The organism is Amycolatopsis sp. NPDC054798 (genome assembly GCF_053611505.1).
This window is the reverse complement of record NZ_JBSHAM010000157.1, coordinates 1-12,679: the sequence shown is the minus strand read 5'-3', so window position 1 is coordinate 12,679 and position 12,679 is coordinate 1. Positions and strand designations below refer to the sequence as shown.

General features: G+C 67.2%; 9 protein-coding genes. 5 read left to right on the top strand and 4 right to left on the bottom strand.

Features of this window, described 5'->3' with window-relative positions; genetic code table 11:
* Nucleotides 1-170: 170 nt before the first annotated feature.
* The 3 genes from ACWGIC_RS42860 to ACWGIC_RS42850 all read right to left on the bottom strand — a co-directional run bounded on the left by ACWGIC_RS42860 (nt 171) and on the right by ACWGIC_RS42850 (nt 2,716).
* Entirely contained in the window at nt 171-1,187 is a 1,017-nt protein-coding gene (locus tag ACWGIC_RS42860; RefSeq protein ID WP_452081683.1) for a S1 family peptidase, read from the bottom strand.
* 187 nt (nt 1,188-1,374) lie between these two features.
* The gene (locus tag ACWGIC_RS42855; protein WP_452081682.1) at nt 1,375-1,674 is read right to left on the bottom strand and encodes a GNAT family N-acetyltransferase; all 300 of its coding nucleotides are present in this window, start codon (nt 1,672-1,674) and stop codon (nt 1,375-1,377) included.
* Between the two features lie 10 nt (nt 1,675-1,684).
* Nucleotides 1,685-2,716, bottom strand: a complete 1,032-nt coding sequence (locus ACWGIC_RS42850; protein WP_452081681.1) for a LacI family DNA-binding transcriptional regulator — start codon at nt 2,714-2,716, stop codon at nt 1,685-1,687.
* Between the two features lie 128 nt (nt 2,717-2,844).
* Between ACWGIC_RS42850 and ACWGIC_RS42845 the strand changes: the two genes are divergently transcribed.
* From ACWGIC_RS42845 to ACWGIC_RS42830, 4 genes are read left to right on the top strand one after another with little or no spacing between them, the layout of a single operon-like run.
* The gene (locus ACWGIC_RS42845; RefSeq protein ID WP_452081680.1) at nt 2,845-4,227 is read left to right on the top strand and encodes an ABC transporter substrate-binding protein; all 1,383 of its coding nucleotides are present in this window, start codon (nt 2,845-2,847) and stop codon (nt 4,225-4,227) included.
* Complete coding sequence (locus ACWGIC_RS42840; protein WP_452081679.1) at nt 4,224-5,174, top strand: carbohydrate ABC transporter permease; 951 nt, start codon at nt 4,224-4,226, stop codon at nt 5,172-5,174. Before ACWGIC_RS42845 ends, ACWGIC_RS42840 begins: the two co-directional genes overlap by 4 nt.
* Nucleotide 5,175: 1 nt before the next feature.
* Nucleotides 5,176-6,048 carry a carbohydrate ABC transporter permease gene (locus ACWGIC_RS42835; RefSeq protein ID WP_452081678.1) on the top strand — a complete coding sequence of 291 codons (873 nt, stop codon included), beginning with the start codon at nt 5,176-5,178 and terminating at the stop codon, nt 6,046-6,048.
* Nucleotides 6,049-6,054: 6 nt separating this feature from the next.
* Complete coding sequence (locus ACWGIC_RS42830) at nt 6,055-8,109, top strand: glycoside hydrolase family 2 protein (protein WP_452081677.1); 2,055 nt, start codon at nt 6,055-6,057, stop codon at nt 8,107-8,109.
* 45 nt (nt 8,110-8,154) lie between these two features.
* Here ACWGIC_RS42830 and ACWGIC_RS42825 read toward each other — a convergent pair whose 3' ends face one another.
* A complete protein-coding gene (locus ACWGIC_RS42825; RefSeq protein ID WP_452081676.1) occupies nt 8,155-9,825 on the bottom strand; it encodes a ricin-type beta-trefoil lectin domain protein in 1,671 nt (556 codons plus the stop codon).
* Between the two features lie 427 nt (nt 9,826-10,252).
* On the opposite strand from ACWGIC_RS42825, the gene ACWGIC_RS42820 reads away from it, so the two are divergent.
* Nucleotides 10,253-12,580, top strand: coding sequence for a terpene synthase family protein (locus ACWGIC_RS42820; protein ID WP_452081675.1), 2,328 nt, complete (start codon nt 10,253-10,255; stop codon nt 12,578-12,580).
* Nucleotides 12,581-12,679 lie beyond the last annotated feature (99 nt).

The window sequence follows — 12,679 nt, the reverse complement described above, 5'->3', positions numbered from 1 at the left end:
CCTCAGGGTTCCCCTCACGACCACCCCGGTCCGTGAAGGGCTCCTTGAGGGAATCTGATTCCCTCAAGGTGCCCTTCACGGACCGCAGTGTGCGGGTTCCGGGCGCGAGTTGCCCAAAAAGGAGGCCCGCCGCCCCGGGAAAGGGACGGCGGGCCGGGTAGCTGATTGCCTCAGGCGAGTTCGAGGCCGTAGGACTGGAGTTCCAGGGTCAGCGGGTAGAAGTAGCTGGTCTGGGTGTCGCCGCCGGAGAGGGTGCCCAGACCCTTGTCTCCGTCGTAGGCCGGGCCGCCGGAGTCGCCGTGGTCGGTGTGGGCGGTGGTGCCGAACTCGTGGTTCAGGACGCCGACGTCGAAGTTCACCGACTCGTCTACCGAGGTGACCTGGCCGCTGCCGCCGCCGGTGGTCTGGCCCATTTTTTCGATCTGCTCGCCCACGGTCGGGGTGCCGGCGCTGGTGATCTGCTGGCCGGTGTTGATCGCGCCGGGGCCGGTGCCGTTCGGGCGGGTCAGGAGGCCGGAGTCGGCTCCGGGGCAGTCGCTTTCCACGACCTGGGCTCCCGAGACGTCGCCGCCGGACCAGGTGCCGCCCTCGTTGGTGCAGTGGCCCGCGGTCAGCATGTACGGCTGGCCGCCCTTGGTCACGTTGAAGCCGAGGGAGCAGGTGAACTGGCCGTTGTTGATCGAGTCGCCGTCAGAGATGTAGGTGGACAGCTTGCCCGAGCGGTGCTCGACGCGCGCCGCGTCGCCCAGTTTCGCCGCGGCTGCGGTGACCTTGTCCTTCGTGGCCTGCGAGGCCGAGTCGTAGATCTTCACCACGACCTGGTTGGTCTTGGTGTCGATGCCCCACGACGTCTGCGGCACGTTCTTCACCGTGTCCATCTGGTTCTTCGCGCCGGTGAGGGCGGTGAAGCTGTGCTTCACGAGCTTCGTCGCGAAGCCGGCTGCTTCAGCCTTCTCCTGCGCCGCGGCGTCGGTCACGTTCAGGACCGCCTTGCCGCGTTCGAGGTAAATACCGCCGTTTCCGGCGCCGAGCGTGTCGGCGACCTGCGTCGCCTGGGTGATCGCCTGTGCCTGCATCTGGGCGAACGCCATCGGGCTTGCCGAGGCGGCGTTCACGCACATGCCCGCGGTCAACGCCGCGGCCGACAGTGCGGTGAATCCCGCGACGAGCGTCTTCCGGGAAGTCATCGATCTTCCTCCAGGTGGGCTGATCAGGTGGGCTGAACCGACCGGTGGGACGCCCCACACTTTTGTTGCCCGGCAACCAACGCGAAACCGACGAAGGTTGGTTAATAACCAAAAAATGCCGACTAATCGGACATGGTTGCGCCGTTCGGACCACCTGGAATAACCCGAACGGCACCCCTGGCCTGCCTCAGCGCTGTCCGGGCCACCGGACGTGCTCGGCGTAGCCCTCGTTCTTGCGCAGGTACCCGGCGATGAAGGGGCACACCGGGACGATCACGCCGCCGCGCGCCACGACGTCGTCCAGCGCGGCCTTCGCCAGCACCTTGCCGAGACCGCGGCCGCCGAACTCGTCGCCGATTTCAGTGTGGGTGAAAACGGTTTCGGTGTCTTTCGGGGTGAATTCCGCGAAGCCGGCGAGCTTGCCGTCCGCATACACTTCGTAGCGGTTTTCTTTGTCGTTGCGGGAAACGCGGGGTTCTTCGCTCATCCCCGCATCTTCACACACCGTCGCCGGCCGGGCCCGATTCCGTGCTCTCCCTGGCCAGCACTGTGTGCGGCGCGACGAACTCCTCGGCGGGCAGCCCCGGGTTCTCGATGCGGGCGGCGAGCCGGGACACCGCGGTGCGGGCGATGAACGGGGTGTCCAGCGAGACCGTGCTCAAGGACGGACGGGAATAGCGACCTTCCTCGATGTCGTCGATGCCGATGATCGCCACGTCCTCCGGGACACGCAGGCCCGCGTCGAACACGGCTCGGATCGCGCCCATCGCGAGCAGGTCGGAGTAGCAGAAAATGGCGTCCGGGCAAGGAGATTCGCGAAGCAGTGACGCCGTCGCCGCGTACCCGTCCGCCCGGCCGTAGTGGGCAGCCGTGGCCTGCAACGCGTTCACCGGCTCCAGACCGTGCTCGTCGAGCGCTTTGCGGAATCCCTCCGTGCGCTGCAACGGCGTCGAGTACGTCTCCTTCGGCTGGGCGCCGATCGCCGCGATGCGAGTGCGGCCGCAGTCGAGCAGATGCGTCGTCGCGTCGTGCGCCGCTACGACGTTGTCGATCGCCACGTGGTCGAAGCGGCCGTCGAAGACGTGCTCGCCGAGCAGGATCAGCGGCGACGAGCGCGCCGGGTCCACATCGCACAGTTCCTCGCTCGTCGCGAGCGGCGCGAACAGCATGCCGTCGAACAGATTGCGCCTGCCACCGCCGCGCAGCAGCTGGCGTTCGCGCTCGTGGTCGTGCCCGGTCTGGTCGATCATCACCTGGAAGCCGAGGCTCCCGGCGGCGTCGATGACCTCGCGGGCGAGCTGGCTGAAGTACGGCACGTCGATCTCGGGCACCACCAGCGAGAGCAGCCCGGTTTTGCCGGTGCGCAGCGTGCGGGCGACCGGGTTCGGGATGTAGCCGAGTTCGTCGATGGCCCGCAGCACGCGCTGGCGCATCTTCGCGCTGACGTGCTCGTACCCGCTGACGACGTTCGACACCGTCCGCACGGAAACCTGTGCCCGATCCGCCACGTCCCGCAACGTCGCCGCCATGAAACTCCTTCCGCCCGGAAGTCATCCTACCTTTTGCAACGTGTGCAAGCATGTCGTACAGTTTGCCTACGTTGGCAAATCCGCGGCACGCCTCGCCGCGCTGCCACCGTCCCGCACAAAGGAGTGCCATGAACCCCACTCTCCGACGGAGCGGACGGACCGCCCGCCTCCGCGCCCGCGCCGGTGCCGTCGCTGCCGCGGCCCTGCTCACCGCCGGGCTGACCGCCTGCGGCCCGGACATCAGCTCCGGCGGCTCGGCGGCGGACAACGCCGTGCTGCAGGCTCCGGCCGAAGACGCGCCGAAAGGCGAAATCACGATCTGGGACCGCTCGGGCGATCTGTACAAGGTCTTCGACGCCGCGATCAAGAAGTTCACCGCGAAATACCCCGGCGTCACGGTCAAGCACGAGGCCGTCGACATCGCGGGCAAGCTCCAGAACACGCTGATCACCGGCACCGACGTGCCCGACGGCGTGTTCCTCGACGACGCCAAGGTCGGCGGCTACGTCAGCCACCTGTGGAATCTCAAGGACGTGCTCGCGCCCTACACCAAGGACATCGCCAAGCAGAAGGTCGACGTCAACACCGTCAACGGCGGCATTTACGGCGTGCCCTTCGACCTCGACCCCGGGCTGCTGTTCTACAACGCGAAAGCGCTGAGCGCGGCCGGGATCGACCCGGACGGCATCAAGACCTACGCCGATCTGCTCGCCGCGGCGAAGAAGTACCAGCAGTTCAAGCCCGGCGCGAAGCCGATCCACCTGGAGCAGGACGCCTTCAACAGCCAGCTCCAGCTCGAGATGTTCGCCAGCCAGTTCGGCACCGGCCTCGCCGGCCCGGACGGCGCGCTGCGGCTGAATTCCGCGCCCTACCACCAGATCCTGACCTGGCTCGACACCGTCCGCAAGGAAGGGCTCGGCACCCGCGCGGAGTACCTCAAGCCCAGCGACGTCAGCGCGCTCGACTCCGGCAACGAGGTCTTCTACCCGTGGGCGATCTGGTTCGACTTCGCCCCGCAGCAGCAGCTGACCGCGACGAAGGGCGACTGGCGGGCGATGCCGTTGCCCGCGTGGACCGCTGGCGGCGCGCGCAGCGGCGCGATGGGCGGCTCGTCGTTCGTCATTCCCAAGGACGCCAAGAACCCGCAGCTGTCCTGGCTGTTCTACCGCTTCCTGATGTTCGACCAAGCTGGTTACACCGGGGTCTACGGGCCGAACGCGGTTTATCCGGGCGGCCTGAACACGTCGGTCCCGGCCTACCTGCCCGCAGCCGATCCGGCGAAACCGCTGTTCCGGCCGATCGACGCGATGGGCGGTCAGGACCTCTGGAAGACCGCCGTCGAAGCGGGCCGCGAAATCCCCGGCGGAGCGCCGATCCCGGCCTGGTGGTCCGGTGCGGTCGACTACCTCGGCACCGATCTGCAGAAGATGCTGGACGGAACCCTTACCCCGCAGCAGGTTATCGACAAGGCGGGCAAAGACATCCAGACCAACCTGATCGACCGCAAATGACCACTCGCTCCGTTACCGCTGAGGCGAAGGTTTTACGGGAACCGTCTCCGTCCGTCGAGCCGCGTACCGGAAAACCGCGGCGGCGTGCCTCGTCGTGGCGCCGCCGCCTCGCGCCGTACGTCTTCGTGCTGCCGTTTGTACTGATCTTCCTGGCTTTCAGCGTCTATCCGTTGTTCTTCACGCTGCGTCTGAGCTTCACTGACTGGCACGGATCCGGTGCCGCGCACTGGATCGGTCTCGACAACTACCGGTATCTGCTGACCAGCAGCGGTTTCTGGTCGTCGCTCGGCAACTCCGGGGTGCTGTGGCTGCTGATCGTCCCGGTGCAGATGGTGCTCGCGGTGCTCGTGGCGGTGCTGCTCAACGCGATCAAGCGGCTGCGCGGGTTCTACCGGGTCGCGTTCGTCGTGCCGTTCGTGACCCCGCTGGTCGCGGTCGCGCAGATCTGGATCGTGCTGTTCGACCAGGACAACGGCGCGGTGAACGCGATGCTCGGCGCGGTCGGGCTGCCGCCGGTCGGCTGGCTCGTCACGAGCGGGTGGGCGAAGCCGACGCTCGCGTTGCTGTTTCTCTGGAAGACCACCGGGTTCGTCGTGCTGATCGTCCTTTCCGGACTCCAGCAGATCGACCGCGGCCTGTACGAGGCGGCTTCGCTCGACGGGGCGGGCCGGATGCGGCAGCTGTGGTCGATCACGGTTCCGCTGCTGCGCCGGTCGCTGATGTTCTGCCTCGTTTTGCAGACCCTGGCGGTGTTCCAGATGTTCGCCGAACCGTACGTGGCGACCAAGGGCGGGCCGTACACCTCGACCACCACGGCCGGGCTGTACCTCTACAACCACATCACCCGCGCGGATCTCGGCACCGGGGCGGCGAACTCGTTCCTCCTGGTGATCGTCGTGATGGCGGTGTCGCTGCTTTTCGTGCGGCTGCTGCGAGCGGAGGACTGACATGACCACCCTCGACGTCCGGGGGCGGCGGAGGTCCCGCCCGCTGCTCGGCTCGCACGCGTTCCTGCTCGTGCTGACCGTCGCTCTGCTCGCGCCGGTGGCGTGGGCGATCCTCTCCTCGTTCAAACCGGCGGGCGACATCATCCGCCATCCGCTCGGGTTCGACCCGGCGACGTTCACCCTCGCCAATTTCCGCGGGATGTTCCAGGACGTTCCGATCGGCAGCGGGTTTCTCAACACCGGCATCGTGCTCGCAGTGAAGGGCGCGATCACGATGTTCTGCGCGCCGCTGGCGGCTTACGCGTTCGCGAAGTACCGCTTCGCGGGCCGGAACCTGATCTTCGGCGCGGTGCTGCTCACCTTGATGCTGCCGACGATCGTGCTCGTCATCCCGCTGCTGCTGGAGATGAAGGAGCTCAACTGGGTCAACACCTATCAGGCGCTGATCCTGCCCGGTTCGGTCGACGCGTTCGCGATCTTCTGGATGCGCCAGGTGATCGCGGCGGTGCCGGACGAACTGCTCGACGCGGCCAGGGTGGACGGCTGCGGCGAGTTCGGCATCTTCTGGCGGGTGGTCGTCCCGGCGATCCGGCCGGGTCTCGCCGGGCTGGGCGTGCTGACGATCATGAACATCTACAACGATTTCGTGTGGCCGGTCGTCGCGGCCAGCTCCAGCCGGATGGCCACGCTCCAGGTCGTCCTCTCGACGCTCGCCCAGAACATCTCGGGCAACCGGGTGGGCTCCGATTACGCGACCGTCACCGGCGAACTGCTCGCCGCCGCGTCGATCGCGCTCGTCCCTCTCCTGATCCTGTTCATCGTGCTGCAGAAGCATTTCATCAACGGCATCCTCGCCGGAAGCGTAAAGGGCTGACACACCATGACGATTGCCGAGAACGCCGCCGACCCGCGCGCCGAAGAGGCGGTTCCCCGGCCCGGATACCCGCGCCCCGACCGAGATCGGTCCGCACGGTGGCTGAGCCTCAACGGCCGCTGGCGGTTCACCGCGGACGACGGGGCTCCCGAGTCGATCGTCGTCCCGTTCGCCTGGGAGACCGAGGCTTCCGGGGTGCAGCGGACCTGGCTGCCGCACGCGGTCTATGCGCGCACGGTCACAGTTCCGCCGGAGTGGGCGGGACGACGGGTGGTGCTGTGCTTCGGCGCCGTGCATCACGAGACTGTCGTCTCGATCGACGGCGTGCCGATCGGCTCGCACGTCGGCGGCTACAGTTCGTTCGAGTTCGACGTCACCGAGGTGCTCGAGCCCGGCCGTCCCGCCGAGCTGACCGTCGAAGTCGAGGCACCGGCGGACAAACGCGAAATCCCGCACGGCAAACAGCGTTCGATCCCGCGCGACGACTACGACGGCGTTTCGTTCACGCCGACGTCCGGGATCTGGCAGAGCGTCTGGCTGGAGGCCCGCGGACGCACCTACGCCGCCGAAGTTTCCGTGCGCGGCGATTCGCTGACCGGCTTCGACATCACCGGTGAACTCGCTGGCGACGCTCCCGATACTGCTGTCGTGGTCGCTCAGCTCGAAGGCCGCGAGACTGTCCTTTCGGTGCGCGACGGGCAGTTCTCCGGACGGCTGGAAGTTCCCGACCCGCAGCTGTGGAGCCCGGAATCGCCGCACCTCTACTCCATCGCGCTGACTGTGGGCGAGGGCGAATACGCCGACCGACTGACCGTGACCGGCGGGTTGCGCCGGATCGAAACCCGCGATGAAGCGTTGTATCTCAACGGAGAACGGCTGTACGTGCGCGGCGTGCTCGACCAGGGTTACTGGCCGGAGAGCGGGCTCACCGCACCGGACGACGAAGCGTTGATCCGTGACCTCGAACTGGCGAGGCAGCTCGGTTTTTCGCTGGTGCGCAAGCATCTCAAGGCCGAGGAACCACGCTGGCTCGACCACGCGGACCGGATCGGGATGCTCGTCTGGGCGGAACCGCCGGGCCCGAGCCGGTTCAGCCCGGACGCGGCCGCCGCGTTCGAGGCACAGCTGCCCGGCCTCGTGCGCCGCGACGGCAACCACCCCTCGATCGTGATCTGGGGGCTGTACAACGAAGAATGGGGCCTGGACTGGGACATCCCCGGCAGCCCGGAGCGCGCAGCCGCGGCCGAACACGCCTACGACCTCCTGCGCTCGCTCGACGACACTCGGCCGATCGTGGAGAATTCCGGCTGGGCGCACGTGAAAACGGATCTGGTCGACTGGCACTACTACGACGAGGACCCGCGCCGCTGGGCGGAAAACCTCGCCGCGCTCGCGTCCGGCGAACGGGAGTCCTTCGAGGTCAAACTCCGGTCCGATTTCCTCGTCGACAAATCGTTCTACGGTTCGGCCGGTTTCCCGCGCTCGGGCGTGCCGGTGCTGAACAGCGAGTACGGCGCCGGGTTCACCAGCCTGGAGCGGGCGTGGCACGTGCGCTGGCAGACGCAGGAAATCCGCAGGCACGACCGGTTTTCCGGCTACATCTACACCGAACTGACCGACGTGGAACACGAAATGGCCGGCCTGCTGGACGCGCACCGGCGGCCCAAGGACTGGGGCGGCCTCGACCCGGCCGACGCCTTCGCGCCAACCACGCTGGTCGTCGACCTCGTGCCCGCGCACGCAGGCGCCGACCTGCCGGTCCCCTCGGAACCGTTGACCCTGGACGTGCACATCTCGCACACCGGGCAGGAGCCGATCGCGGGAACGCTGCACGCGGCGTGGGGCACCGCTGGTTCACGCAACCTTCCCGCCGCGATGAATTCCATTGCCGCGCAAGCGAAACCGTTCCAGCTCAGCGACGCGTTCCCGCTGACTGTCCCGGCACCGGGCGGCCCGGCGCGGCTGCATCTGTGGCTGGAGGTTGAAGGCCGGACGGCAGCGCGGACCTTTGTGGACACTGCGGTGGTGGAGGAATTGAACCGGCGCGGCGCGCGGGATTGACCGTTCACGGAAAGGGCGGCCAGCTGAGCTGGCCGCCCTTTCTACTCAAGCTGGAACGTGCCAGGACTGGGTGAACAGCCCGTTGCAGTCATAGATCTGAAGCTGCGTTCCGTCCGCAGTCTGCGCCTGCGGATCGTCGAGGCAACGACCCGACTGCGGGTTGTAGATCGAACCGTCCGTACGGGCCTGCCACTGTTGCGCAGGCGTGCCGAGGCAGTCGCGAAGCTCCACCTTGGCGAAGTTGGCGGTGCTGCCGCCGACGATGTTGAGGCACTTGTCGAAGGCGCGGATCGTGCCGTCGGTTTCCAGCGACCACTGCTGTCCCGTCGCGACGCCGCAGGTGTAGAGCTGGACCGCGTTGCCGTTGACCGACGTGTTGGTGTTCACGTCGACGCATTTGCCGGTGGTGCCGGGGCCGGTGATCTGGCCCTGCGCATTCGGCAGCGTGGCCGTGCCGAAGGCAGTTTCGCATTTGCCGGTGGACAGATGCGTGCCCGCGAGCATCAGGAAAGTGTTGCCGGACGACGCGGCGAGCAGCGGAGAGCTGTACCCGGCGCAGGCCGTCTCGCCCGCGTTGTAGCCGCCGGTCGGTGCGGTCGTCACCGGTGTGGTGATCTCCTGCCAGGGGCCGGATCCGAGGTTCCGGTTCACGAACAGCACGTGCCCGTCCTCCGGCTGGATCGCGAGAGAACCGTCAGTGCCGGCGACGACCCGCTGCCCGGACGCGATGAGGGTGCCGTTCGCGCCGCCCGCAGGCGACCACGTCAGGTACGGCGTGTGCAGCAGGAACCGGTGATCGGCGGTCTCGATCCGGGTGCCGAGACTGCCGGGGTTCCACGATTCGGCGTCGGCGGATGTCTTGAGGTAGACGTCGCAGGCCTGGTCCGGGTCGGCGCCGGCTTTGCAGTCCTCGTAGGTCATCGCGTAGGAGCCGTTGGGCAACGGGACGACGGTCGCCATCCCCGGCCGGTCGACGCCGTTGCGCACCGCGACGTCGTAGACCTCGTTGCCCCAGGTCAGGCCGCCGTCGGCGGAGACGGTGTGTGCGAGAACCTGGGCGTAACCGTTCGCTGACGGGCGTTCGTCGGAGAAGTAGCAGACGAGTCCGTGGCTGGTGGTCTCGAACTCCGGCTCCCAGATGCCGTGGCCGATCGTGTTGGCCATGCCGGACTCGGCCGCGCACGAACTGCGGTAGGTCCAGCTCTTGCCCTGGTCGGTGGACGCGAAAACCTCGACCGCCTGCTGGGTGTAGTCGCCGTGGTTCCAGGCGGTGCCCGCGGCGAGCAGCGTGCCGGCCGGCAGCGACCCCAAGGCGCGCGGCAGTTCGTAGAGCGTCGGGCCGTCGAGGTCCCAGCCGTGCTGGGTGTCAGTGACCGTGCTGATCGGCGAAGACGTCCAGGTCACGCCGTTGTCGGTCGAGCGGTAGATCGGGAAGTTCGCCTTTCCGACGCCGGTGCCGGAATGGGAGAACGTCGCCAGCAGCGTGCCGTTGGCGCTGCCGTTGTGCTCGAGGCGGATGACTCGCGGATAGCTGGCGTCTTCAGTGGAACCGCTGGCGGTGCTGGGCCGGTAAAGCACTCCGCCGGAGGTGGTCGCCGCGGCAGCGGCTTGCGGAAGGGCGGCCGCGACAGCAGCGCCGAGCACGACTGCCGCGATCAGCGCGCCGCGCCGTCGTGGACCAGAGCGAGGAGGGAAAGCCAGGGGACCAGGCGACATGAGCGTCACTCCTAGGACGGGACAGCGCCGCGACCTGCTCGGCGGCTCCCCTTTCCTGGGCACAACGGCCCGCACGCGGCTGCTCTCGCTGCCGCGCGCCGAAGCTTCTCGAAGAGGGCCGCCACTGGGATCCAGGCCGCTTTGCCATCGTGTGAAAATCTGAGGATACTCTCATTTGCACACGTTGCAAGAAGCTGTTGACACGACCTCGACCCCTTGCTTGAGCCCGGTCACCGCGTCCGCACCCGGATGTCGGCGCGCCCTTCACCGACGAGCGACGCGGCAGCACGCAGCGGAGACCTCGCGCCAGGCTCCGCTGGGCCGCACGGGCGATCCCCCGGATCGCCAGAGTGGCGGGGCTTCCGGCGCGCCGGTGCGGTCTGTTTGCCTCGTGGAGTCGGCATCTGCGAAGGCAAGGGGAGTACGCGTGCAGCCGTTCGTCCTGCCCGAGTTCTATCTGTCGTACCCGGCCCGGCTGAACCCGCACCTCGACGGTGCGCGGAAGCACAGCAAGGCGTGGGCGTACACCATGGACATGATCGACGTGCCCCAGCACGGCACCGTCATCTGGAACGAGCACGACCTCGACTCCCACGACTACGCGCTGCTGTGCTCCTACACCCATCCCGACGCCGCTCCGCGGGAACTCGATCTCGTCACCGACTGGTATGTCTGGGTCTTCTACTTCGACGACCATTTCCTGGAACTGTTCAAACGCACCGGCGACATCGAGCACGCGCGCGCTTACCTGGACCGGCTCGCTCGCTTCATGCCCGCCGAAGGCGCGATCACCGAAACTCCGGAGAACCCCGTCGAACGCGGCCTGACGGACCTGTGGAACCGCACCGTCCCCCACCGTTCCGCAGGCTGGCGGCGACGTTTCCGCGAAAGCACCCGCAACCTCCTCGACGAATCCCTCTGGGAACTGGCCAACATCAACGAAAGCCGGGTCGCGAACCCCATCGAATACGTCGCCATGCGCCGCAAAGTCGGCGGCGCACCCTGGTCCGCGAACCTGATCGAACATTCCGTGAACGCCGAAGTCCCGGACGAAATCGCAGCGAAACGCCCCATGGAGGTTCTGCGCGACTGCTTCGCCGACGCCGTCCACCTCCGCAACGACCTGTTCTCCTACCAACGGGAAGTCGAAGACGAGGGCGAACTTTCCAACAGCGTCCTGGTTTTCGAGAAGTTCCTAGGCTGCACCACTCAAGAAGCCGCAGACGCCGTGAACGACCTGCTAACCTCGCGCCTGCACCAATTCGAACACACTGCCCTCACCGAAGTCCCCGCCCTGTTCGACGAACACGGCGTGCACCCAGCCGGACGAGCCGAAACCTTCGCATACGTCAAAGGCCTGCAAGACTGGCAATCCGGCGGACACGAATGGCACCTGCGCTCGAGCCGCTACATGAACAAAGGCGCCCTAGACGCTCGCGGCGGCCCAGAACTGCTAGGCGGCCCGTCCGGCCTCGGCACCTCCGCAGCCCGGATTTTCCGCTCCGTCGCCACCACCGCACCGCAACGCGCGCGAGCTTTCACGCACCAGCCCTACGAACAGGTCGGCCCAGTCGCCCCGCCCTCGCTGCCCTTGCCGTTCCCGTTGCGCCTCAACCCTCATCTGGCCGCCGAGCACAAGAAAATCACCGCCTGGCCGCAGCGAACAGGCATCCTGTCCGAACAAATCTGGGACGCCACCCGCCTGCGCGCGACTGACATACCACTGGCCGCCGCAGGCATCTGCCCCGACGCGTCCCCGGAACAACTGTCCCTCACCATCGACTGGCTCACCTGGGGCACCTACGCCGACGACTACTACGCGGAGGTCCTCGCCAACGACCTGCCCGCAGCCAAACTGACCACCGAACGCCTCAAACTCTTCCTCCCCACGGACGGCACCCCCTCGCCTCCGCCACAGACCGCACTGGAAACCGGCTTGGCCGACCTGTGGAACCGCACCATCGGCCCGCTGAACCCGGCCGAACGCCAGACCTTCCGCCGCACCGTCGAGACCATGCTCGACGCCTGGGTGTGGGAACTGGGCAACCAGGCCCAAAACCGCATCCCGGACCCGATCGACTACGTGGAAATGCGCCGCAAAGCCTTCGGCTCCGACCTCGTGACGAGCATCTGCCGACTGACCACCAGCCGTACCGTGCCCCCGGAAATCCACCGGAACCGAGTCATCGAAGCACTGGAAGACTCCGCCGCCGACTACGCCTGGCTCGTCAACGATTTGTTCTCCTACCGCAAGGAAATCGAGTACGAAGGCGCACTGCACAACGCAGTGCTGGTAGTCCGCTCTTTCCTGGACGTCGACCAAGACCGAGCACTGCACATCGTCGCCGATCTCGCAGAAGCAAGACTGGCCGAGTTCCGGCACGCCGTGGACGTCGGACTGCCCGGCCTGTTCGCCGACTACGGCTTGGACGCGGATGCCCGGCAAACCCTCACCGACTATGCGGACCTGCTGAAGAACTTCATGACCGGGATCGCGCACTGGCACCACGAATGCGACCGGTACACAGACGCGGAACTGGACCGAGTCCGAGAGACCCGCACACCCGTCCGCTCCCAGCCAAGCGACCCCGGAGAACCCCCCGTCGCCGCCTTCGCCAAAGCACTGGAACACCCAGGCTGCACCGGCACTCCACCCACTCCGCTAGGCGCACAGCCCCGCCTCGATCCCGGCCCGACCGGCCTAGGCACCCGATCACTGCGCATCCCCGCACCAGCCCGCTCCGCCGCCCCCTGACCAACTTCCGTGAGGGCCACCTTCACGGACTTGGATTCCCTCAGGGTTCCCCTCACGACCACCCCGGTCCGTGAAGGGCTCCTTGAGGGAATCTGATTC